Origin of the sequence: Micromonospora fiedleri, from assembly GCF_016774385.1 — a bacterium.
Classification (GTDB): domain Bacteria; phylum Actinomycetota; class Actinomycetes; order Mycobacteriales; family Micromonosporaceae; genus Micromonospora; species Micromonospora gifhornensis.
On sequence record NZ_JAETXL010000001.1, the window covers coordinates 253,720 to 277,050 of the forward strand.

Consider the following 23,331-nt stretch of genomic DNA (forward strand, 5'->3'; position numbering starts at 1 on the left):
CTGCCACACGCACGAAACGTCCACTGTGGAAGGCTGTCGGAGTGGAAGAACGCTGGGTGCCTGCCGCCTGTCCCTGCTGCGCCTCCCGCACCGGCGGCGGCACCTGTCCGGTCTGTTTCTGGACCGACGACGGGCAGGCCGACGCCGACGCCGACGTGGTACGCGGCGGGCCGAACGGCGACCTGAGCCTGACCATGGCCCGGCTCAACTTCGCCGTCTACGGCGCCTGCCACCCCCGCTACCAGGAGTCGGTACGCGCCCCACGGCCCGAGGAACTGCCCTGACCACAGGGCGAGCCGCGCCCAGCCAGCCGAGGCGGGCCAGTGCCACCTGACACCGACCCGCCTCGACGCACCGGTTCAGCAGCGCGGCACCGTGCCGCCCCAGACCGCCGAGATGTACGCGTGGCTGACGAACTGCCCGCTGGCCAGCCGGTTCCACCGGTTGGTGGTGCGGTACGGGCCGGTCACGGTCTGCCCGGTCACGTAGCACTGGATCGGCACGTTGGCGTACTGGGCGGCCAGACCGCGCGTCGCGTAGCTGGTGCCGGGGCCGCTGCGGATGTTCAGCGGTCCGTCACCGACCACACCCCGAGATCCGGTACCGGTCCACAGGTACGCCACGTCGACCCAGGCGTTCGTGGTCAGTTGCAGCCCGTCCCAGAAGGTGCCGTCGGCCAGGTCGATGCCGGCCGGGTTGAGCACCACTCGACCGAACTGGTCCCGTCCCCCGTTGTAGCCGGACTGGTAGGCGGCCTGCGCCTCCGGCCGACCCTGCGGCAGGTCCTTCCAGTTCTCCCGGACCGCGCTGGGGTTCCAGTAGTCGTCGCGGGTGTTCCACGGACCGACGTCCCAGACCGGGGCGTACTCGCATCGGCTGCCGGTGGTGGTGCAGACCCGGACGGTGTAGTCGCCGCTGTTGCGCGGTGACAGACCGCGCCGGGACGGCAGGGCCACGAAGTGGTCGCGGGCCACGACGACGTGCCCGTTCGCGGTCGTGTTGCCGACCAGGCCGATCCGGGTCGCGTACACCCGGTAGGTGAGGCCCGGGGTGGCGGCGGTGACGGCGACCCGGTCGGCGGTGAGCCGGACGGCGCGGACCTCGGCGGTCTCGCCGGACCGGCTCGCGGTGAGCACCACCCGGGCCTGCACCTGGCGGACCGGGCTGTCGAAGACGGCGGCCGGGACGGCGTCACGCCATTCGGTCCAGCCGTGGGCACGCCAGCCCCGGACCTGGACCGTCGCGGCAGCGCCGGGCCGGGTGGTGACGGTGACGTCGGCGCGGACCCGGGTCGCCGGTGCGGCGAGGGTACGCGCGGAGGTCACCAGCATGCCCTCGGCGACGGCGCTACGCCGGGCCGGGGCGGCGGGTGGGCGGGCGTCGGCCAGTCGCAGACCGGCTCGGGTGTGCCGCACGTTGACGTCGTCTCTGTCGACGGCCGACAGATCGGCCTGCCACCGGTCGGCACGGGCGGCGGACGCGGATGCGGGGTGCAGGGCCACCGTGAGCACGGCGACCATGGCGAGCGAGAGGACGGGGATGCGGAGATAATTCATGGGCAATCCTCCAGATATTTGCCCAATCCTGCCCAGATACGCATATCAACGAGAAGTGCGATACAGATAGCGATACACGCGAATTGCGCTCGGTCAGGGGATAATGCCGGGATGCCCGAGGGTGACACCGTGTGGAACACCGCCCGCGTCCTGGCTCGCGCGCTCACCGGGGTCCGGCTGACCGGCAGTGACTTCCGGGTGCCCCAACTGGCCACCACCGACCTCACCGGGTGGCGGGTGACCGACTGCGCCAGCCGAGGCAAGCACCTGCTGATCCGGCTGGACGAGCCGACCGGCGCAGCACACTGGACGCTGCACTCACACCTGCGCATGGACGGCACCTGGCGGGTGTACGCCCCGGGAGAACGCTGGAACGCCCGCCCGGCCCACCTGATCCGGGTGGTGCTGTCCGCCGCGACCTCGACCGCCGTCGGCTACCACCTGCACGAGGTGGCCCTGGTGCCGACCGCCGAGGAGCATCGGCTCGTCGGGCACCTCGGCCCCGACCTGCTGGGGACGGACTGGGACCCGCAGGAGGCGGTCCGCCGGCTGGCCGACCGACCGGCCGAGAACATCGCCGAGGCACTGCTGGACCAGCGCAACCTGGCCGGGGTCGGCAACCTCTACAAGTGTGAGCTGCTGTTCCTGCGCGGGATCAACCCGCGCACCCGCGTCGCCGACGTGCCCGACCTCGCCGGCCTGGTCACCCTGGCGCACGACCTGCTGGCCGCCAACCGGGGACGGTGGACGCAGAGCACCACCGGGTCGCTGCGTCGCGGCCAGACCAGTTACGTGTACGGGCGACGGGCCCAGCCGTGCCGGCGGTGCGGCACCGCGATCCGCAAGGAGGAACTGGGTGAGCGGGTCACCTACTGGTGTCCCCGCTGCCAGCCCGCCCCGACCTGACCTGGCCGGACCGGCCACTGTCGGGGTGGCGGGCGACAACACGCCGGATGAGCAGCAAATTGACACGATTGGGTACTTCCTTAACCGGCAGGTCACGTCGCATGCTGCGGTTGAGCGCTCACGGATAGTCAACGCAGCGCGATGTGGCCGACCACGTCGGGGTGGTGGCCGCCGCGCCCCGATCACCGGGAGAGCCATGGCCGTGTTCCGTAGACTCCGGTCGACCTGGCTCGACCGTGCCACCCGCAGTGACCAGGGCTCGTCCCCGACCGTCCCCAGTGCTCGCACCGGCCCGGCGGCGGTCACCGACGTCACCGCCGTACCCGAAGCGGCCGGCACCGCCGCACCGGCGAGCCTGGACCCGGCGGCGGCACCACGCTGCTTCGGCCCGGTGCCGAACCACGCCTACAGCCCCCTGCCAGCCCTCGACCCCACCGGCGCGGTGGTGACCGGCACCGGCATCCGCAAGTTCGTCGACCCGCTGCCCGGCCTCGGCGCGTTGGGGCGTACCCCCCTCGGGGCGGAGTTGCCCGTCGCGGTGCCGGACACCATCAGTCACCCCGGCTGCGACTACTACGAGATCGGGCTGACCGAGTACACCCAACGGCTGCACCAGGACCTGCCGGCGACCCGGCTGCGCGGCTACCGGCAGCTGAACCTGGGCACCGACGGCGACGGGCACAACACCGTCGCCCCGCCGTCGCGTGCGTGGCACCTCGGCCCGGTCGTCCTGGCCCGCCGGGGCCGACCGGTGCGGATCAAGTTCATCAACCAGCTGCCGGCCGGCCCGGCCGGTGAACTCTTCCTGCCGGTGGATCCGACCGTGCCCGCAGCGGGCGAGGGTCCGCTCGGCGGCCCGGCGCCGTACCCGCACAACCGGGCGGTACTGCACCTGGCCGGGGCGCACACCGGTTGGATCAGCGCCGGCAACCCGTACCAGTGGATCACGCCCGCCGGTGAGATCACTCCCTATCCGACAGGCGTCGGCCTGACTCCGGTGCCCGACATGCCGCCGCCGGGGCCGGGCGCCACCACGCTCTACTACCCGAACGAGCAGAGCGCCCGGCTGCTGTGGTTCCACGACAACACCGTCGGACTGTCTCGGCTGACCGTCTATTCCGGACAGATTGCGCTCTTCCTGCTCACTGACGAGGCGGAGGATCGGCTGGTCGCCGACGGGGTGCTGCCCGACGAACAGTTGCCCCTCGTCTTCGAGGACAAGACCTTCGTGCCGGACGACGCCCAGCTCGCCGCGCAGGACCCGACCTGGGACCGGCACCGCTGGGGAGCCCGGGGCAGCCTCTGGCACCCGCACGTCTACCAGCCCCGGCAGAACCCGTACCAGCCCGACGGCCGCAACCCGACCGGCCGCTGGGACTACGGCCCGTGGTCCCGTACTGTGCTCGCTGCCGGGTCGGACGCGACGGCGGTGCCCAACCCGCGCCACGACCCGGTCATCGAGCCGGACGAGCCACCGGAGATGCCCGGGGTGCCGCATCCCAGCGCGGTGCCCGGCGCGTACGGCGACACCGTGCTGGTCAACGGCGCCGCCTACCCGTACCTGGAGGTCGAGCCCCGGGTGTACCGGTGGCGGATCCTCAACGCCTGCACCGACCGCTGGCTCAACCTCCAGCTGTACCGGGCCGGCTCGGACGAGCCGATGTGGACGCCCGAGGGCCGGCTCGTCGATGCCGACGCCGGTGAGGTGCCGATGGTCGACGCGGTACGGGCACCGGGGCGTCCGGCGGGCTGGCCCACCGACGGTCGGCCCGGTGGGGTGCCCGACCCGGACGCCGGCGGACCCGAGCTGATCCGGATCGGCAACGAGTGCGGCCTGCTGCCGGCCCCCGTGGTGATCCCCAACCGGCCGGTCGGGTTCCGCTACGACCGACGCGATCCGGCCGTGCTCAACGTCGACGGGCACGCGCTGCTGCTCGCCCCCGGCGAGCGGGCCGACGTGCTCGTGGACTTCGCCACCGTCGCCCCGGGCAGCACGCTGATCCTCTACAACGACTGCCCCGCACCGTTTCCCGCCTTCGACCCCCGCTACGACCACCACACCGGCGCGCCCGACCGCACCGCCGAGGGTGGCGCGCCGCCGCCCGTCGCCGGCTACGGCCCGAACACCCGGACCCTGCTGCAGATCCGGGTGGCGGGCACCCCGGCCACGCCGTACGACCTCAACCGGTTGCGCGAGCGGCTACCCACCGCGTATGCGGCCAGCCAGCACCCCCCGATCGTGCCCGACCCGGCGTACGACCCCTGCTACGGCACCGTCACCGCCGGCGCGACCCGCATCCCCGTGCACGCCACCAGGGTCGAGTTCACCCCCGCCGGTGCCGCCGCACCGGCCGCCCTGCCGCTGACGGTCAAGGCGGTGCGGCAGATCTTCGAGCCCGAGCACGGCCGCCTCACCGGGCGGCTCGGTGTGGCGCATCCGCACGCCGGGCCACGCGCCGAGACCGTCCTGCCACTCGGGCCGACCGACCCGGCCACCGAGGTGCTGCACGTCAGCGACCCGGCCGTGCCGGTCGGCGCGCCGGGCGACGGCACCCAGCTGTGGCGGGTACGCGGCACCGGCCGCCAGAGCCACCCGGTGCGCTTCGACGGGCTGGACGTGCAGGTGGTCGGCCGGGTCGGGCGCGACGGCGCGATCCGCCACCCGTATCCGGGGGAGCTGGGCTGGAAACAGATCGTCCGGGTCGACCCCGGCGAGGACGTGATCCTGGCGCTGCGCCCGGAGGCACCGCCACTGCCGTTCAAGATCGGCGACAGCGTACGGCTGCTCGATCCGACCCGGCCGGTCGGTGAGCCGGTCGGGTCCACCCCGGTCAGCCCGCTGGACGGGCGACCAGCCTCGGTGGTCAACCAACTGGTCAACCTGGGTTGGGAGTACCGCTGGTGCAGCGGCGCGGGCGGGCACCGCGACCAGGGCATGAGCCGCCCCCTCGTGGTACGCGTGTCACCCCGGGCACCCAGCGGGCTGACCGCCACCGCCGCGCCCGGCTCGGCGACCGCCCTACCGGCGATCAACCTGACCTGGACCGGCAACGGCAGCCGCCCACCGGCCACCAGTCACCTGCTGCAACGCGCCACCGACGCGACGTTCACCAGCGGGCTGACCGAGCTGACAGTGGCGGCCACCGCGACCCGGTACACCGACGCCACCGTCACCCCCGGCGTGACCTACCACTACCGGATCCGGGCCGAGAACGCGGTCGGCTGCTCGGCCTGGTCGAACAGCACCCCGGCCTCGGTACAGCTCACCGCGCCGACGAAGCTCTCCGCGGCGATACCACCGGCCGCGCCGCTGCGTGTCGCGCTGCGCTGGGCCAACCGGTCCTTCGCCACCGGCATCGACGTGCAGCGGGCCACCAACCCGACGTTCACCAGCGGGCCGGGCACCACCGCCATCGGCGTCGGCGACCATCACCTCGACCCGGCGGTCGCCCCCGACACCACCTACTACTACCGGGTACGCACCACCTACCTGGGTGCCGCCTCGCCCTGGTCGACGGTGGCCACGGTGACCACCCCACCGGCACCGGGGGTACCGACCTCGGTGAGCGTGGCCACCAGCGCACCCGGCCCGGACACGGCGACCGTGGTGTTGAGCTGGGCGGCGAGCACCCCCGCCAGCCAGGGCGCGGGCTTCACCGTGGAACGGGCCCTCGACGTCGCCTTCACCCGCGACCTGGCCACCTTCACCGTCACCGGCCGAGGCTTCACCAACACCGGCCTGGCCCGAGGAGTCACCTACCACTACCGAATCCGCTCGTTCAACGTCGTCGGCGCCTCCCCCTTCACCCCACCCCTGCCCATCACCACCCCCGAATAGCCCTCCCGCAGCCCTCTCCCGCGTTGATCAAGAGGTTTTGGTCTGGATCCGTCGTCCTGGAGACCAAAACTTCTTGATCAACGGGGCATTCCGGGAGTGGGGTGGGGGCGGAGTTCGGAGAGGGCGGAGGCGAAGCCGTGCAGCAGGTCGGTGGCCTCGGTCAGGCGGGTGGCGGCCGGGTGTTCGAGTTGGGGGCGGTACTCCTCGGCGAGGTAGCCGGCGGCGGCCACCACCAGCCGCTCGTACGCCGTCACGCCGGCCTCCAGTTGGCCGGTGAGCGCCTGGTGCGCCTCGGCCAGCGGTGGGCGGGCGTCGGCCGGCGCGAGGCGCAGGGTGCGCTCCACGCTGGCGACCCGGTCGGCCAGCTCACGCAGGGACTGCTCGGCGACGCTCGCCTCCGCGACCGCCGGCTCGGCGAGACCGGTGAGCCGGTCCGTCATGCCGGCCATGGTGGTGGCGGCCCGGTCCAGCCGTTCCCACGGACCGGCGGCGCTGGTGCCACGCAGTGCGGTGCGGGTACGGACCCGGCGCACCTCGGCCACCACCCCGGCACCGGCGGGCAGTCGTTCCACGGCGGCCACCAGGCGGGCCCGGTTGCGGGCGGCGGCCTGGGCCGGATCGAGGGCGGGCGGAGCCGGTTGGGCGGCCAACGCCCGCAGATCCACCCAACGCCAGGCGGCCAACGCGGTGGTGGCGCCCGCAGCGGCGGCCCAGACCGCGTCGGCCAGCCCGATCCCGGCGTACGGAGTCAGGATGACCGTCGCGCCGCCGAACCCACCGGCCAGGACGCTCCACCGCCGCGCGGAACGGCGCAGCTTGCCCAACCGCCGGAAGTACCGGGTGCGTTCGTCTGCTGCCACCGTGGGCCTCCTCGATCCCCCGCTCAACCGGCGGCGCTGGTGTCCCCGGTGCCCCGGTCCCGATTCATGGTCGCCCTGATCTCGTCCAGTCGGGCGACGGCCGGGTCGGCGGTCGCCGGCTGCGGGGCACCGACCGCGCCCTGCCCGGTGCCCGCACCGAGCTGCTCACCGGCCATGCTCGCCCGGATCTGGTCCAGCCGGGCGGTGCCGGCGGTGTCCAGGGTGGCCTTCTGGATCTCCAACATCCGACCCTCGGCCGAGTTGCTGGCCAGCTCGGCGCGGCCCATGGCGTTGGCGTAGCGCCGCTCGATGCGGTCGCGGACCTCGTCCAGGCTGGGCGTCGTGCCGGGCGCGGTGAGCGCCGACATCGACTCCAGCGAGGCGGCCACGCTCTCCTGCATCTTGGCCTGCTCAAGCTGGCTGAGCAGCTTGGCGCGCTCGGCCAGCTTCTGCTGGAGGATCATGGAATTGTTCTCCACCGCCCGGCGGGCCTGCCCGGCGGCGGCGAGCGCCTGGTCGTGCAGCGTCTTCAGGTCCTCCGCGGCCTGCTCGGCGGAGACCAGCTGGGTGGCGAGGGTCTGCGCGGACTGCTCGTAGCGCCCGGCCTCGGCCTCGTCACCCTTGGCCCGGGCCTGGTCGGCGAGGACCAGCGCCTGTCGGGCGTTTGCCTGCAGCCGCTCGACGTCGGACATCTGCCGGGACAGCTTCATCTCCAGCTGACGCTGGTTGCCGATCACCGCGGCGGCCTGCTGGACCAGCGCCTGGTGTTGCCGGTGCGCCTCGTCGATGGCCTGTTGGAGCTGCACCTTGGGATCGGCGTGCTCGTCGATACGGGCGCCGAAGAGCGCCATCAGGTACTTCCAACCCTTGACGAACGGGTTCGCCATCTCCGCGGTATCCCCTCAGTAACGTCGCTGCGCCAGCCCCCATGTCGGGTGGCCCAGCTCGGCCACCGGCGATGGTGGGTCCATCGTCCCAGCCGAGCACCAGCACGACATCCGTACCGGCGACGAGGGGACGTACGCGATCAACCCTACGCGGCGGTCGCCACCGCGACCATCCGCCACTGAGCCCTTCGCGCGCTCAGGCGGCGCAGACCACGTCCCGGTCGGTGCGGTCGGCGGGCCGGACCCGGGTGCTGCGCAGGGTCGCCTTGAGCGGGGACTCCTGACGCACCGAGACCGCGACACCGTCCGCGCTGACCTGGCGTACGGAGCGGTTCGTCGGCGCGCCCACCGTCGCGGTGACCGGGGTCGACTCGGCCGGCTCGTCCTGCATGGGCACGAGCACACCGGGCAGCTGCTCGGCGAGCGCCACGGTGTCGCTCACCTCCCGCAGCAACTCGGAGAGACGGGCGCCCAGCGCATCGCAGATCGCGGCGAGCAGTTCGCTTGAGGGTTCCTTCTGGCCGCGTTCGATCTCGGACAGGTAACCCAGGCTGACGTTGGCCGCGGACGAGACCTCGCGCAGCGTGCGGTGCTGCCCCTGCCGGCGCGCCCGTAGAGCGTCACCGATCACCCGGCGTAGCAGGACCATCGCACCTCCCCTGGGGGACAGAGTACGCCTGACCGTGCGGCCGGGCGGCGGCACCGGCTCCGATCGACGGAGCCTTCCCGCAACCGTACCCGCTATGGGCCGCCACGACATCCCACCCCGCCCGGCTACTCCGCTGCGTAACCGCCGCGACCACCGCCCCCGGCCGCCGCCGTGACGCCTTCGGAAAGCTGCGCATGCTCGGTGAGCAGCCGCAACGCCTCGGTCACCGAGGCGCCCCGGATCTGGTCCCGCCCGCCGTCGAGGTGCAACTCGCGTACCTGTGTGCCATCGGGGCCGGCGACCGCGACGAAGACCAGCCCGACCGGCTTGCCGTCCTGCGGCTCCGGACCGGCCACGCCGGTGGTGGCCAGGCCCCAGTCGGCCCCGCAGCGCTGCCGCCCACCCTCGGCGAGCGCCGCCGCCACGTCGGCGTCGACCGGGCCACGCTCCGCCAGCAGTTGCGCCGGTACGCCCGCCAGCCACTCCTTCAGCTCGGTCGCGTACACCACCAGCCCGCCCCGGTAGACGGCGCTCGCCCCGGCGATCTCCACGATCGTGGCGGCCAGCAGTCCCCCGGTCAGCGACTCGACGGTGGCCAAGGTCTCCCGCCGCTCGGTGAGGCGGTGCACCACGCCGGCCGCCGCACGGCCCATCGATCCTTCGGCTTCTCTCACACCCACGACTGGCATCCTTCCCGACCGGACCGGTTCCTACTCGCCACCACGCGGGATTTCAGCTGGCAGAAGCGGCACCGGCTCAGCCGCGGGCGCGACGCAGCCGCAGGGCCTGGGCGATGTAGTCGAACCCGGTGACGACCGTCACCACGACCGCCGCACCCATGATCCAGGGACCGACCACGGCCAGCCCGTCCGGCATCGGCCACAGGTACCAGACGATGGCCAGGATCTGCAGGGCGGTCTTGACCTTGCCGCCACGGCTGGCGGCGATCACCCCCCGCCGGATCACCCAGAACCGCAGGGCGGTGATGCCGAGTTCGCGAGCGAGGATGAGCCCGGTCACCCACCAGGGCAGCCGGTCGTACCAGGACAGCAGCAGCAGGGCGGCACCGGTGAGCGCCTTGTCGGCGATCGGATCGGCCACCTTGCCGACTGCGGTGATCAGCCCGAACCGGCGGGCGATCCAGCCGTCGACCAGATCCGTCGCCGAGGCGACAGCGAAGATCAGGCAGGCGATGATCTGCCACCCGGCGTGGGTCATGCCCGAGACGATCACCGAGGCGGCGAAGACCGGTACGAGCAGCAGTCGCAGGGCGGTCAGCGCGTTGGCGGCGTTCACCACCGGCACCCGGGCCGCCACCGGAGCCGGTGTCGACTCGGTCGCGCCGGTCATCGGCCCACGCTCGGGCACCCCATGCTGTCGTTCCCTCTCGTCTCGCCCCGCCGTCACCGTGTCGCGCCGGGCGCCGCCGAGATCATCTCATCCGGCACCGCCAGCAGGTCCACACCCTCGGTACCGGTCACGGTGGCCCGGACCAGGTCACCCGGGCGAAGCGCGGCCAGGTCGACGCCACCGCCGTCGGGCGCGACGAGGGTGGTCGAACCGTCCACCTCCGGCGCCTGGTGCGCGGCCCGTCCCTCGACGATGTCGCCGTCGATCGAGTCGACAAGCACCTCGACGGTCGTGCCGAGCCGGTCCTCGGCGCGCTGCGAGCACAGCTCGTCGGCGAGCGCGCTGAGCTTGTCGTACCGGCGCTTGATGGTGGTGGCGGAGACCTTGCCGGGCAGCCCGGCGGCCTCGGTGCCGTCCTCGTCGCTGTAGTCGAACATGCCGATCGCGTCCAGCCGGGCCTCGGTCAGGAAGCGGACCAGTTCGGCGACGTCGGCCCGGGTCTCGCCCGGGAACCCGACGATGAAGTTGCTCCGGGCCCCCGCCTGGGGGTCCAACTCCCGCGCCGAGGCCAGCAGCTCCAGGAACCGGTCGGTGGAGCCGAAACGTCGCATCCGACGCAGCACGGGCTCGCTGGAGTGCTGGAACGACAGGTCGAAGTAGGGCGCGACCCCCGGCGTGGTGGCGATCGCCTCGATCAGGCCGGGACGGGTCTCGGCCGGCTGGAGGTAGCTGGCCCGGACCCGGACGATGCCGTCGATCGCGGCGAGCTGCGGCAGCAGCTTCTCCAGGGCGCGCGGATCACCCAGATCCTTGCCGTACGAGGTGGAGTTCTCACTGACCAGCACCAGTTCGCGGACACCGCTCTTGGCCAGCCACTCCGCCTCGGCGAGCAACTCGTCCGGGGTACGGGAGACGAAGGCGCCACGGAAGGCCGGAATGGCGCAGAACGCGCAGCGACGGTCGCAGCCGCTGGCCAGCTTGAGCGAGGCCACCGGACCGCTGTCGAGCCGGCGACGCAGCACCGGGCGCAGATGCGCGGGGGTGTGCTCGTCGACATCGGCCCCTCGACCGTGCCCGGGCAACGACACCGCGCTGTCCCGCCGGGCGACCGGGGTCAACGGCAGCAGCTCACGCCGGTCGCGGGGGGTGTGCGCGGTGAACTCACGGCCCTCGACCACCGCGTCCAGCCGGGCCGCGATCTGCGGGTAGTCGTCGAAGCTGAGCACCGCCTGGGCCTCGGGCAGGCTGTCGGCCAACTCCCGGCCGTACCGCTCGGCCATGCAGCCCGCGGCGACCACCTTCGCGCCGGTGTCGGCGGCGGCCAGCAGCGTCTGGATGGAGTCCTGCTTGGCCTTCTCCACGAAGCCGCAGGTGTTGACCACCACCACGTCGGCGCCCTCGCCGTCGGTGGTCACCTGCCAGCCGTCGGCGTGCAGGCGGGCGGCCAACTCCTCCGAGTCGACCTCGTTACGGGCACAGCCCAGGGTCAGCAGGGCGACACGGCGACCGTCAGAAGAGGTGGCAGACACCATCCGAGGGTACCGGGCCGCCGCGCCAAGCCCGGCGGGGCGGGCGCGGCGTCCAACGGGTTGGGCACGCTGTCCACCAGGTGGGGCGGGGCGTCCAACGGGTTGGACGGGGCGGATCAGGTCCCGACGGCCGGGGCGAGGGCCCGGACCAGCTGGTCGAGCAGGAACACTTCGGTGCCGGCCAGGCCGACCGAGCAGAAGACCGAGACCTGGTCCGCGTCGGTGCGGCCGGGCACGGCGCCGGCCAGCACCGCCCCCAGATCACACAACCGCGAGGCGTACGGCGCCTCGGCGGCCAGCATCGGTGGCACGTACGCCCCGGCCTGCGCCGGTGAGTCGGTGACCAGCACGGCGGCGGCATCGAGGAGATCGGTGCCGAATTCGGCCCGGTCGCGCTGTTTGAAGCCGACCGCGTTGACGTGCGTGCCCGGGGCCAGGTCCGCGGCGTCCAGCACCGGGGTCGGGCTGGTGGTGGCGAGCACCACCACGTCGCGGTCGCACACCGCCGCGCGGGCGGTGTCCACGGCACGGGCCGGGACACCCAGTTCGGCACGGACCCGGTCGGCGAACGTGGTCCGCCGGGCCGCCGAACGACTGAACACGGTGACCTCACGCAGCGGGCGTACCGCGGCGGCCGCCCAGACCTGGGTCCACGCCTGACCGCCGGCGCCGATCACCCCGAGGGTGCCGGCGTCCGGGCGGGCCAGTGCGTCGACCGCGACCCCACCCAACCCGCCGGTACGCCGGGACCCCAACTCCTCCCCCACCGCCACCGCCCGCACCGCGCCGGTCTGCCCGTCGTGCAGCACCACCACCTGCTCGGCCTCCGGGTGACCGAAGGTGTCGTACGACCGGTAGCCGTACCACTGTCCGGTCAGGTGCCCGGCGGTGAGCACCATCCGGCCCCCGCCCAGCGGCGCGGCGGCCCGGGGCGGGGCCACCAGCCGCCCGTCGTACGCGGCCAGCAGAGCCCGGCGCATGGCGTCCACAGTGGTCGATGCGTCGAGCGCGGCAGCGACCTCCGGATCGGAGATGAGCAGGGTCATTCCCCCATCGTGCAATGTCAAGCAAGGTTGAGGTCCACCCGAGGTGATCGGCCTCACCCGAGCCACGGCTTCGCCCCCGGTGCTACGGTCGGTCCCGGTGGCCCGCGAGGGTCCCCCGGACGAGTCGTGGGCGTACCCGGTCAGGCCAAGACGCCCCGTGCAAGGACCCGACTCGTCCCGTGCCGGATGGCCCGGGCGACCGCGAAAGGTGACCCCGATGGCCTGGATCGTGCTGGTGCTCTCCGGACTGCTGGAAACGGCGTGGGCGATCGCCCTGGACCGCAGCGCCGGCTTCACCCGTCCCCTCCCCTCCGCGATCTTCGCGGTCACGCTGGTGCTGAGCATGGGCGGCCTGGCGTACGCGCTGCGGGAGATCCCCGTCGGCACCGGGTACGCGGTCTGGGTCGGCATCGGCGCGACCGGTACCGCCCTGGTGGGGATGCTCGCGCTGGGCGAGTCGACAAGCCTGCCCCGGATCCTCTGCCTGCTGCTGGTGGTCGCCGGAGTGGTCGGCCTGAAGATCTACCACTGAGCCTCGGCACCGGGGGCGTGACGAACCGCACCAGTGGGTAGAGACCGGACGGCAGACGCAGACTCACCATCCGGAGGCAGACATGGCCACCAGCACCGTTCGTTCGACCAGCGCCGCCCGCATCTGCACCATCGTGGGCTTCGTGTGCGCGGTTCTCGCGTTGCTGCTCAATCCGATCCTCTTCGGAGTCATCGGTCTGGTCCTCGGTGTCGTCGGCGCGGTGCTCGGCGACAAGCCACTCGGCTGGTACGCCGCCGGCGCCAACGTGGTCGCCATGCTGCTCAGCATGTTGATCCTCAGCGCGCTCTGAGCCACCAGCACGACGGGCCCGCCGCAGCACGCGGCGGGCCCGTGGCATGTCTACGGCAAGGTCGGCCGCTGCCGGCGGCCCTCGCCGCCGGTCGGCCGCTGCCAGCGGTCAGTCCTCGTCGCCGCGCAGGCCCGCCAGGACCTCTTCCAACTCGTCCGGTTTGACCAGCACGTCGCGGGCCTTGGAGCCCTCCGAGGGGCCGACCACCCCCCGGGTCTCCATCAGGTCCATCAGCCGGCCCGCCTTGGCGAAGCCGACCCGCAGCTTGCGCTGGAGCATCGAGGTCGAGCCGAACTGCGAGGTGACCACCAACTCGACCGCCTGCACCAGCAGGTCCAGGTCGTCGCCGATGTCCTCGTCGATCTTCTTCTTGCTGTCCTGCGCGGGAGCAAGCACGTCCGGACGGAACTCCGGTTCGCGCTGGTCCTTGCAGAACTTGACCACATCGTTGATCTCGCGCTCGGTGACCCAGGCGCCCTGGATGCGGATCGGCTTGGAGGCGCCCATCGGCAGGAACAGCCCGTCGCCGCGGCCCAGCAGCTTCTCCGCGCCCGGCTGGTCGAGGATGACCCGGGAGTCGGCCAGCGACGAGGTGGCAAACGCCAGCCGGGACGGCACGTTGGCCTTGATCAGGCCGGTCACCACGTCCACGCTCGGCCGCTGGGTGGCCAGCACCAGGTGGATGCCGGCGGCCCGGGCCAGCTGGGTGATCCGGACGACGGAGTCCTCCACGTCGCGGGGGGCGACCATCATCAGATCGGCCAACTCGTCCACGATCACCAGCAGGTACGGGTACGGCCGGATCTCCCGCTCGCTGCCCGGCGGCGCCTTGATCTCACCGTTGCGCACCTTGCGGTTGAAGTCGTCGATGTGCCGGACGCCGTTGGCCGCCAGGTCGTCGTAGCGCATGTCCATCTCGCGGACCACCCACTCCAGCGAGTCGGCAGCCTTCTTCGCGTTCGTCACGATCGGCGTGACCAGGTGCGGAATGCCCTCGTAGCCGGTCATCTCGACCCGCTTCGGGTCGATCAGCAGCAGCCGCACCTCGTCCGGCGTGGCCCGGGTCAGGATGGACACGAGCAACGAGTTGAGGCAGCTCGACTTGCCAGCGCCGGTGGCGCCCGCGATCAGGATGTGCGGCATCTTCGCCAGGTTGGCCACCACGTAGCCGCCCTCGATGTCCTTGCCGAGGGCGACCACCATCGGATGGTGATCGCTGGTGGCGGCACGGGAGCGCAGCACGTCGCCGAGGGCCACATTCTCCGGGTCGGTGTTCGGGATCTCCACGCCGACGGCGCTCTTGCCCGGGATCGGGCTGAGGATGCGGACGTCCGGCGACTTCACCGCGTACGCGATGTTGCGGGAGAGCTGGGTGATCCGCTCGACCTTGACGCCGTGGCCCAGCTCGACCTCGTAGCGGGTGACCGTCGGGCCCCGGGTGAAGCCGGTCACCGCGGCGTCCACGTCGAACTGTTCGAAGACGCCGGTGAGCGCGGCGATCACCTCGTCGTTGGCCTTGCTGCGGGTCTTCGGCGCGGCCCCGCTGCCGAGCATGTTCGCCGGTGGCAGGGTGTAGTCGCCGGCCAGGCCGGTCAGCGCGAGCTGTTCGGCCCGGGTGGGTGCCGGCGAGTGCTCCGGCGGCTCGGCCGGCTTACGGCTGGCCGGCACCCGCGACGGCGGCTTGCGCGGCAGGACGATGGTCTCCTGGAGATCCACATCGCCCGGGTCGTCGAAGTCGTCCGGGTCGAGCGGCGGCGGGGTCCGCTTCGCGGGGCGTCGCCGGGCCGGCGTGGCGGCCGGCTCGTCGGTGTCCTGTTCGGTCTGGCCGATCACGCTGCCGGCGAGCAGGCCGAGCCGTTCAGGGATCTTGTTGATCGGCGTCGCGGTGACCACGAGCAGGCCGAACACCAGCAGCAGGATCAGCAGGGGCACCGCGACCCAGGCGGTGACCGCCCGTTCCAGCACGCTGCCCACACCCGCGCCGACCAGGCCACCGGCGAAGTCCCGCTCACCCGGGTCGCCCGGCTGCTGACCGATGTGCAGCATCGCGGCGGTGGCGATCAGCATGGAACCCCAGCCGATCCAGCCCCGGCCGCGGTGCTCGGGGTCGCCGGGCTGGCGCATCAGCCGCCAGGCACCGATGCCGAGCAGCACCGGCACCACCACGGAGATGGCGCCGAGGAAGAGCCGGACCGTGTCGGCCAGGCGGGCGCCGACCGGCCCGGCGGCGGAGAACCACAGGGCTGCCGCGCTGAGCAGGGCGAGGCCGATCATCAGCAGCCCGGCGCCGTCCCGGCGGTGCTCCGGGTCCAGGTCACGGGCCGAGGCGGCCTGCCGGCCGACGGCGCGTACCGCCCAGCCGACGCCGTGGGCCAGGCCCATCCACAGTGCCCCGACCGCACGACCGACGTAGGCGGCCGGACCGGGGCCCCGCGACGTGGTGCGACGCCGCGCCGGGGCGGCCTTCTTCGCCGGTTGACGGGCACGACTGTTCGCGCCAGCACGCGGCGACGCGCCGCGTCGCCGGCTCGCCTGAGAGGTACGGCCCGCCATAGCATCACCGTAACGGCGGGTCCCGCGATACGCCGGTCTTCCTGGTCGGCTCCGCGTGTCGCAACGCGGTCCCCGCCAGCTGCCGTGATATTTGCCTGGCGAAGGGATGCCCGATGGCGTCGCCGGAGTACGACGACGGTCTGGACGGCCCGCTGGCCGGGCATCCGGACACGCTACGACCGTTGACCCACGACCTGATCGCCGCGGTGCTCGCCAACCGGGGTCACGCGGTCACCACCGACGCCGGCGGCAACCTGGTCGGACGATGGGCCGAGGCGCACATCTGGTTCCTGCGCGCCGGCGACCTCGGAGAACTGCTCCAGGTCCGTACGGTCGCCACGCACACCTTCCCGGTGGAACTCGTACCGAGGCTGCACGAGTTCTGCAACGGCTGGAACCGGGACCGGTTCTGGCCGAAGGCGTTCGTGCACGTCGACGACGCCGGGCAGGCCCGGATCTGCGGCGAGGTCATCACCGACCTGGAACGGGGAGTGACACCGCACCAGCTGGACCGCCTGCTCGACCGGGGCATCGTCACCGGCTGCGGGCTGGCCACCGAGGTGGGGCAGATCCTCGGGACGGCACCCCGGTGAGCGGGTGGGCCACCGGCCGCCGCAGCCGGCCACGGATGGCGACGCCGGGCGACGGACGGGCCGACCGGGGCCCCGCCGACCTGCTGGCCGACGCGCGTGACATGCCCGACGGCGAGGCGCGCATCGCCGAGCTGGAACGGGTCGCCGCCCGCGCCGAGGCCACCGGCGATGCCGGGTCCGCGATGGACGCCTGGGCCGAACTGGTCGAGGCCCACCTGCGTGGCGGCCAACGGTGGCGGCTCTTCGAGCCCGTCCGGCGCTGCCTCGACACGGCCCGCCGGCCGCAGCGCCCCGGCGACGGCACGCGCCCCGTCGGCCCGGACGACGAGACGCTGCGCCGCTACCAGCGGTACGCCGTGGAGGCCCTGCTCGGCACCTCCCGCATCGGCCTCGACCAGGCCCGGACCGTACTGGACGGGCTGGACGACCCGACGTGCCACGAGGGCGAGGCCCTCGTCGCCCAACTGCGCTGCCGCATCGCCGACCACGTCGGGGACGAGCCCACCGCCCGACACTGGCTGCAACGGTGGCGGAGCGCCGGCCCGGACCCGGCCGCCGGCTGCCCCGACTGCCTGCCGGTACGCCAGGCCGAACTGCTCGCCGGCTGGGGTGACTGGGCCGAGGCGCTGGCCGCCGTCGAACCCCTGCTCGACGGTACGGTCGGGTGCACCGCCCAGCCGGAGGCCGCGTTGGCGGCTGCGCTGCTGCCGTGGTTGCGGGCGGGCGCGGCGCAGCGGGCGGCGCAGGCGCACGTGCGGTCGTACCGTCGACACCGCGTCGCCCCGGACGGGTTCGACCACCTCGCCACCCATCTGCGGTTCTGCGCGCTCGGCGGCCACCTCGACCGTGGGCTGGAGATCCTCGTCGAGCAGCTGCCCCGGCTCGACCAGCCGCACGACGACCTGGCCGTGATGGAGTTCGCCACGGCGGGCGCGCTGGTCTGCACCCTGGCCGTCGAGCAGCGCGGCGATCGGACGGTACGCCGGCCGGCGTACCACGGGCGGCCCGCCGCGACGGTCACGGTGGCGGCCCTCGGTGCGGAACTGCTCGCGGTGGCCACCGAGTTGGCCGGCAGCTTCGACGCCCGCAACGGCACCGGACACCAGTCCGGCCGGATGGCCGCCTGGCTGGCCGACCGACCGTCGGCCCCGCCGGTGCCCCTCCCCGCCGACGAGCCGGCCGACGACGAAGCCCTCGACGACGAACCGGCCGATGACGTATCGCTGGACGGCAGGCCGGTGGACGGCGGCGAACTGGCGGACGACGACGAGCCGGCGGGCGCGCCCTGGTCGGACGGCGGGGGGCGCGGCGGGGCGACGGGCGAGCGCCGGAGCATCGCCGAGGAGGAGTTGGCGGCGCTCTCCGTGGCGATGATCACCACCGTGCTGGATCGGCGGGGCGACCGGTACGCCCTCGACAGCGCCGGCACCGTGCTCGGGCGCTGGGGCGACGCGGTGATCCAGTTCCGGCGGGCCGGGGAACGCGGCGACGTGCTGCACGCGCGGGTGGTCGCCGACCGTCGACTGCCGACGGCCCGCCGCGCCGAGGCGTACGCCTTCTGCAACGCGTGGAACCGGGACCGGCTGCTACCCAAGGCGTACGTGCACGATCCCGGTGACGGTGAGCTGGTGTTGGCCGGTGAGGTGGCCACGGACCTGGCGTACGGGGTGGCCCCGGCCCAGGTGACAGTCCTGGTCGACGCGGCGGTACGGACCGGCGTCGCGTACGCCGAGGCGGTCGCCGCCCTGCCCTGACCCCAGCCGGCGCTCGGACGCGGTCCTGTCGTCGCGGGCGCGTGCCTGCTTCCGCCGCGACGAACGCGCCTGGCGGGGCCGCTCACTGGCCCGAGCCGCGAGCGGGCCCGGCCGGCTGGCGTGCCGGCCGGGCCCGGCAGATCAGCGCTGGCCGCTCAGGGCGCGGAAGTTCTGCGTGGTGAGCAGGGTCAGGTTGTTGCGTTGCAGGATCTCGTTGATCGGCTGGTAGAACGTGGTGCCGCCACGGACGCAGTCACCCGAGCCACCGGAGGTGACGCCCTGGGCCTGGTTGCCCGAGATCCACGAGCCGCCGGAGTCGCCGGGTTCGGCGCACACGTTGGTCCGGACCAGCCCGCTGACCAGCCCTTCCGGGTAGCGCACGGTGGCGTTGCGGGCCTGCACGGTGCCGCAGCGGACCCCGGTGGTGGAGCCGGACCGGCAGATCGACGAACCGGCGGGCACCTCCCGCGAGCCGGCGACCCGGGCGATGCCGCCCCGGAAGTCGGTCACCTCCGGCAGCACCCGGGTGTTGCTGTTGACCTGCACGAAGGCCCAGTCGTCGCCGGGGAACGAGGAAGCCCGGAAGACGCCCTGCAACTCCCCGTCGGCACCGGAGGTGCGGGCACCGACCCGGCCGCAGTGCCCGGCGGTGACGTAGCCGCCGACCACCGCGAAGCCGACCGAGCAGCGTCCCGCGCCGACGAAGAACGGCTCACCGCCACGTACATCGGCGAAGAGGCGCGGTTGCTCCTCGGTGGCCATCCGGACCGCTTGGCGCGGCACCCCGGCGCGGGCCACGAACCGCCAGCCGGCCGCCTCGGCGCCCGGCTGGGCGAGCACCACGAGGCTGTTCGAGGCCACGTCGACGTACCAGCCGGAGACCTGCTGGGCGCGGGCGGCGCTGCGGTCCATTCTGGTCTTGAGCGCATCGAGCTGCCCGACCCCACGCTCGACCACCTTCGGCACCGCCCCGGTGGCGCGGACCCGCGCCGCCTCGGCCGGGTCGGCGACCGCCACGTTCAACTGACTGCCGTCGGCGCTGAGCCAGCTGCCGCCGTAGTCCGCCCCCAGCTCCGTCCGGAGTTGGTCGACCACGCCGCTGGCCCAGCGTTCGGTCTTCAGCCGGGCCGCGACCTGGGTCTCGTCGAGGCCCAGATCCCGGCGCAGCGCCTCGACCACCTGCGGGTCGGCACCCTCCACCGCCTGACCGGCCGGCACCCGCGGCGCGCCGTTGTCACCGGCGAACGACGGCAGCGTCACCGCCGCCGCCGCGCCCACCGCGGCCACCACGACACCGATGGCTGTCAATCTTCTGCAGTCCATCCGCCACGCTCCTCCCGGCGGGCGCGGGCACGCCTGCCGGGTCGGAGTACGGGCAGAACCGCCGGACGGTTCAGACTTCGACGACGGTGGGCACGATCATCGGCCGGCGCCGGTAGGCGTCGTTGACCCAGCGGCCCACGGTCCGACGGACGATCTGCTGAAGCTGGTGTGGATCGGTGATCCCCTCCGCGGCGGCCCGGTTCAGCGCCTCGGTCACCAGCGGGATCACCGCGTTGAACGCCGCAGCGTCCTCCGAGAAGCCCTTGGCGGAGACGGTGGGACCGGCGACCACCTTGCCGGTGACCGAGTCGACCACCACGGTGGCGGCGATGAACCCACCGTCACCGAGGATGCGCCGCTCGGTGAGCAGCGACTCGCTGACGTCACCGACGGCGAGTCCGTCGACGTAGACGTACCGACTCTTGACCCGCCCGACCAGGCTGGCTCGGCCCTCGACCAGGTCGACCACGTCGCCGTCCTCGCAGAGCACCACCCGGTCCGGCGCGACGCCGGACTCGATGCCCAGTCGCGCGTGCGCCCGCAGGTGCCGCCACTCGCCGTGCACCGGCATCAGGTTGCTCGGGCGTACGACGTTGAGCAGGTAGAGCAGTTCGCCGGCCGGGGCGTGGCCGGAGACGTGCACCTTGGCCACGTCCTTGTGCACCACCACGGCACCGGCGCGGGCCAGGCGGTTGATCACCCGGTAGACCGAGGTCTCGTTGCCGGGCACCAGCGAGGAGGCCAGCACCACGGTGTCGCCGGGGGCGATGGTGATGTGCCGGTGATCGCCGCTGGCCATCCGGCCCAGGGCGCTCATCGGCTCGCCCTGCGAGCCGGTGGACATCAGCACGATCTGCTCCGGCGGCATCGAGGTCGCCTCGTCCAGGCCGACGACCAGGCCGGCTGGGATGTTCAGCAGGCCGAGGTCGCGGGCGATGCCCATGTTGCGCACCATCGACCGGCCGATCAGGGCGACCTTGCGGCCGTGCTCCAGCGCCGAGTCGAAGACCTGCTGCACCCGATGCACGTGGGAGGCGAACGAGGCGACGATGATCCGGCCGCGGGCCTTGGCGAAGATCGAGTCGAGGACCGGGCCGATCTCCCGTTCCGGCGTGACGAAGCCGGGGATCTCCGCGTTGGTGGAGTCCGACAGCAGCAGGTCCACACCCTCGGCGCCGAGCCGCGCGAACCCGGCCAGGTCGGTGATCCGCCCGTCCAGCGGAAGCTGGTCCATCTTGAAGTCGCCGGTGTGCAGCACCAGCCCGGCCGGCGTCCGGATGGCCACCGCCAGCGCGTCCGGGATCGAGTGGTTGACGGCGAAGAACTCACACTCGAACGGGCCGAGCCGCTCCCGGCCGCCCTCACGCACCGTCAACGTGTACGGCTGGATCCGCCGCTCGGCCAGCTTCGCCTCGACCAGCGCCAGGGTGAACTGCGAGCCGACCAGGGGAATGTCGGCCTTGTGCGCGAGCAGGTACGGCACGGCACCGATGTGGTCCTCGTGGCCATGGGTCAGCACGATCGCCTGGATGTCGTCGAGCCGGTCGAGGATGGGCCCGAAGTCGGGCAGGATCAGGTCGACGCCGGGCTGCTCCACATCGGGGAAGAGCACCCCACAGTCGACGACCAGCAACTTCCCGTCGAACTCGAAGACGGTCATGTTCCGACCGATGGCGCCGAGCCCACCGAGCGGGATGATCCGCAATCCGCCCTCCGGCAGCGGCGGGGGAAGTTGAGCCTCCTCGTTGTGCGCCTCGGTCACGCGCTCACCTCATTCTGTGACGCCGTCACCCGGCGTCCGTCCGGTCGTTTGATCATTCGGGAAGTGGTAGGCCCGCTGCTGCGCAGTCGGCGCGCAGCTGAGCCACCTGGTCCTCGGTGGCGTCCACCAACGGCGAGCGGACCGGGCCGGCCGGTAGGCCCTGCACGGTCAGGCCGGCCTTGACCAGGATGGTGCCCTGGGTACGGAAGATCCCGGTGAACAGCGGCAGCAGTCGACGGTGCAGCGTCAACGCGGTCGACATGTCCCCTGCGTCGTACGCCTCGATCATCCGCTTGGTGTCCGCGCCGCTGAAGTGCGTGGAGGTGCCGACCACGCCGACGGCACCGACGGCCAACGCGGGCAGCGTGAGCGAGTCCTCGCCACTGTAGTACGCCAGGTCCGTACGGCTGGTCACCCAACTGGTGGCGGTCAGGTCGCCCTTGGCGTCCTTCACCGCGACGATGCGGCCGTGCTCGGCGAGCCGGACCAGGGTCTCGGTCTCGATCGGCACCCCGGAGCGGTGCGGGATGTCGTACAGCATCACCGGCAGCCCGGTGGCGTCGGCCACCGCGGTGAAGTGTCGCAGCAGCCCTGCCTGGGGCGGCTTGTTGTAGTACGGGGTGACCACCAGCAGCCCGTGCGCACCGGCCTTCTCCGCCGAGGCGGCCAGCTCGATGGTGTGCCGGGTGTCGTTGGTGCCCACCCCGGCCAGCACCCGCGCCCGGTCCCCCACGGCCTCCACCACGGTACGGATCAGCTGTTCCTTCTCGACCTCCGTGGTGGTCGGCGACTCGCCGGTGGTGCCGTTGATCACCAGCGCGTCGTTGCCCTGCTCCGCGACGAGATGGTTCGCCAGCCGCGCGGCGCCGTCCAGGTCGAGCGTGCCCTCGGCGGTGAACGGGGTCACCATGGCGGTGATCACCCGGCCGAAGGGGCGGGACACCGCCCGTGCCGGGGCGTCAACGTGGTCGTGCGTCATGGTGACAACCTATCGGACAGCGACTGGAGGACTGCCGGGGAAGGGTGGCATGCGCCCTGGGCGGGCAGCGCCCGGAACCCGATCAGGACTGCTCGGCGAGCGGGCTCGCCGCGACCTCGGTGCCGTCGGGCAGGGTCGAGATGACGAAGTCGGCGAAGACGTTCGGCGCGACCCGCTGCAACTGCCGCAGGCACTCCACCGCCAGCTCGCGGATCTCCACGTCGGCGTGCTCGGTGGCCCGCATCGCGATGAAGTGCCGCCAGGCGCGGTAGTTGCCGCTCACCACGATGCGGGTCTCGGTGGCGTTCGGCAGCACCGCCCGGGCCGCCTGACGTGCCTGCTTGCGCCGCAGCGTCGGGTTGGGCTCGTCGACGAAGTGCCGCTCCAGCCCCTCCAGCAGCTCGTTGTAGGCCCGTACGCTCGCCTCGGCGGCCTCGACGAACCGCTTGTGCAGCTCCGGGTCCTCGGCGATCACCCGCGGCTCGACCATCGCCGCGTCCCGCTCCGGCACGTACCGCTGGGACAGCTGCGAGTACGAGAAGTGCCGGTGCCGGATCAGCTCGTGAGTGAACGAACGGGACACCCCGGTGAAGTAGAAGCTGACCGACCCGTGCTCCAGCACGGAGAGGTGCCCGACCTCCAGGATGTGCGCGAGGTAACCGGCGTTGGTGGCGGTGGCCGGGTTCGGCTTCTTCCAGCTCTGGTAACAGGCCCGCCCGGCGAACTCCGCGAGCGCCTGCCCGCCGTCCGCGTCCGTCGACCACGGCACGTCCTGCGGCGGCTCAAAATGAGTCCACGCGATCAACCTGACCTGGGGCTGCACCATCTCCGGCATTCCGCGACTCTAACCCCACCCCTCCCCCACCCCCACACCCTCCCCTACCCCACCCACCACTCCGCGATC

General features: G+C 72.8%; 20 protein-coding genes and 1 riboswitch. Of the genes, 7 read left to right on the forward strand and 13 right to left on the reverse strand.

Features of this window, described 5'->3' with window-relative positions:
- Positions 1 to 56: 56 nt before the first annotated feature.
- Positions 57 to 284, forward strand: a complete 228-nt coding sequence (locus JMF97_RS01165) for a CPCC family cysteine-rich protein (protein ID WP_307816718.1) — start codon at positions 57 to 59, stop codon at positions 282 to 284.
- Between the two features lie 75 nt (positions 285 to 359).
- Here JMF97_RS01165 and JMF97_RS01170 read toward each other — a convergent pair whose 3' ends face one another.
- A complete protein-coding gene (locus JMF97_RS01170) occupies positions 360 to 1,556 on the reverse strand; it encodes a DUF8814 domain-containing protein (protein WP_203219825.1) in 1,197 nt (398 codons plus the stop codon).
- 111 nt (positions 1,557 to 1,667) lie between these two features.
- On the opposite strand from JMF97_RS01170, the gene JMF97_RS01175 reads away from it, so the two are divergent.
- Together JMF97_RS01175 and JMF97_RS01180 are read left to right on the forward strand one after the other, a co-directional pair.
- Positions 1,668 to 2,462, forward strand: a complete 795-nt coding sequence (locus JMF97_RS01175; RefSeq protein WP_203219826.1) for a DNA-formamidopyrimidine glycosylase family protein — start codon at positions 1,668 to 1,670, stop codon at positions 2,460 to 2,462.
- A 196-nt stretch (positions 2,463 to 2,658) separates the two neighbouring features.
- Positions 2,659 to 6,300, forward strand: coding sequence for a hypothetical protein (locus JMF97_RS01180; protein ID WP_203219827.1), 3,642 nt, complete (start codon positions 2,659 to 2,661; stop codon positions 6,298 to 6,300).
- Between the two features lie 77 nt (positions 6,301 to 6,377).
- On the opposite strand, the gene pspM is transcribed toward JMF97_RS01180, so the two are convergent.
- The 7 genes from pspM to JMF97_RS01215 all read right to left on the reverse strand — a co-directional run bounded on the left by pspM (position 6,378) and on the right by JMF97_RS01215 (position 12,621).
- Positions 6,378 to 7,160 (reverse strand): phage shock envelope stress response protein PspM, encoded by a 783-nt coding sequence (gene pspM / locus JMF97_RS01185; RefSeq protein WP_126711480.1) that lies wholly within the window; start codon positions 7,158 to 7,160, stop codon positions 6,378 to 6,380.
- Between the two features lie 23 nt (positions 7,161 to 7,183).
- On the reverse strand, positions 7,184 to 8,047 hold the full coding sequence (locus JMF97_RS01190; RefSeq protein ID WP_203219828.1) for a PspA/IM30 family protein: 864 nt from the start codon (positions 8,045 to 8,047) through the stop codon (positions 7,184 to 7,186).
- Between the two features lie 196 nt (positions 8,048 to 8,243).
- The gene (locus JMF97_RS01195) at positions 8,244 to 8,696 is read right to left on the reverse strand and encodes a helix-turn-helix domain-containing protein (RefSeq protein WP_203219829.1); all 453 of its coding nucleotides are present in this window, start codon (positions 8,694 to 8,696) and stop codon (positions 8,244 to 8,246) included.
- Between the two features lie 125 nt (positions 8,697 to 8,821).
- The gene (locus JMF97_RS01200) at positions 8,822 to 9,349 is read right to left on the reverse strand and encodes a CinA family protein (protein ID WP_203220275.1); all 528 of its coding nucleotides are present in this window, start codon (positions 9,347 to 9,349) and stop codon (positions 8,822 to 8,824) included.
- Between the two features lie 103 nt (positions 9,350 to 9,452).
- A complete protein-coding gene (gene pgsA / locus JMF97_RS01205; protein ID WP_203219830.1) occupies positions 9,453 to 10,046 on the reverse strand; it encodes a CDP-diacylglycerol--glycerol-3-phosphate 3-phosphatidyltransferase in 594 nt (197 codons plus the stop codon).
- A 53-nt stretch (positions 10,047 to 10,099) separates the two neighbouring features.
- Entirely contained in the window at positions 10,100 to 11,578 is a 1,479-nt protein-coding gene (gene rimO, locus JMF97_RS01210) for a 30S ribosomal protein S12 methylthiotransferase RimO (protein ID WP_203219831.1), read from the reverse strand.
- Between the two features lie 113 nt (positions 11,579 to 11,691).
- The gene (locus tag JMF97_RS01215) at positions 11,692 to 12,621 is read right to left on the reverse strand and encodes an ornithine cyclodeaminase family protein (RefSeq protein WP_203219832.1); all 930 of its coding nucleotides are present in this window, start codon (positions 12,619 to 12,621) and stop codon (positions 11,692 to 11,694) included.
- A 94-nt stretch (positions 12,622 to 12,715) separates the two neighbouring features.
- Positions 12,716 to 12,781, forward strand: a riboswitch (guanidine-III (ykkC-III) riboswitch).
- A gap of 57 nt (positions 12,782 to 12,838) precedes the next feature.
- Between JMF97_RS01215 and JMF97_RS01220 the strand changes: the two genes are divergently transcribed.
- Both JMF97_RS01220 and JMF97_RS01225 read left to right on the forward strand, forming a co-directional pair.
- Complete coding sequence (locus tag JMF97_RS01220; protein ID WP_013732201.1) at positions 12,839 to 13,153, forward strand: DMT family transporter; 315 nt, start codon at positions 12,839 to 12,841, stop codon at positions 13,151 to 13,153.
- Positions 13,154 to 13,235: 82 nt separating this feature from the next.
- A complete protein-coding gene (locus JMF97_RS01225) occupies positions 13,236 to 13,463 on the forward strand; it encodes a hypothetical protein (RefSeq protein ID WP_013732200.1) in 228 nt (75 codons plus the stop codon).
- A 108-nt stretch (positions 13,464 to 13,571) separates the two neighbouring features.
- Here JMF97_RS01225 and JMF97_RS01230 read toward each other — a convergent pair whose 3' ends face one another.
- A complete protein-coding gene (locus JMF97_RS01230; protein WP_203219833.1) occupies positions 13,572 to 16,016 on the reverse strand; it encodes a DNA translocase FtsK in 2,445 nt (814 codons plus the stop codon).
- A 113-nt stretch (positions 16,017 to 16,129) separates the two neighbouring features.
- Here JMF97_RS01230 and JMF97_RS01235 point away from each other — a divergent pair, with 113 nt between their 5' ends.
- Positions 16,130 to 16,609 (forward strand): type III secretion system chaperone family protein, encoded by a 480-nt coding sequence (locus tag JMF97_RS01235; RefSeq protein WP_203219834.1) that lies wholly within the window; start codon positions 16,130 to 16,132, stop codon positions 16,607 to 16,609.
- A 35-nt stretch (positions 16,610 to 16,644) separates the two neighbouring features.
- Positions 16,645 to 18,363, forward strand: a complete 1,719-nt coding sequence (locus JMF97_RS01240) for a type III secretion system chaperone family protein (RefSeq protein ID WP_238358487.1) — start codon at positions 16,645 to 16,647, stop codon at positions 18,361 to 18,363.
- A 141-nt stretch (positions 18,364 to 18,504) separates the two neighbouring features.
- On the opposite strand, the gene JMF97_RS01245 is transcribed toward JMF97_RS01240, so the two are convergent.
- The 4 genes from JMF97_RS01245 to thyX form a co-directional block, all read right to left on the reverse strand.
- Entirely contained in the window at positions 18,505 to 19,686 is a 1,182-nt protein-coding gene (locus JMF97_RS01245) for a S1 family peptidase (protein WP_203219836.1), read from the reverse strand.
- A gap of 70 nt (positions 19,687 to 19,756) precedes the next feature.
- Complete coding sequence (locus JMF97_RS01250) at positions 19,757 to 21,448, reverse strand: ribonuclease J (protein ID WP_203219837.1); 1,692 nt, start codon at positions 21,446 to 21,448, stop codon at positions 19,757 to 19,759.
- Positions 21,449 to 21,500: 52 nt separating this feature from the next.
- Positions 21,501 to 22,427 carry a 4-hydroxy-tetrahydrodipicolinate synthase gene (gene dapA / locus JMF97_RS01255; protein WP_203219838.1) on the reverse strand — a complete coding sequence of 309 codons (927 nt, stop codon included), beginning with the start codon at positions 22,425 to 22,427 and terminating at the stop codon, positions 21,501 to 21,503.
- An 82-nt stretch (positions 22,428 to 22,509) separates the two neighbouring features.
- Complete coding sequence (thyX, locus tag JMF97_RS01260) at positions 22,510 to 23,253, reverse strand: FAD-dependent thymidylate synthase (RefSeq protein WP_043723373.1); 744 nt, start codon at positions 23,251 to 23,253, stop codon at positions 22,510 to 22,512.
- Positions 23,254 to 23,331 lie beyond the last annotated feature (78 nt).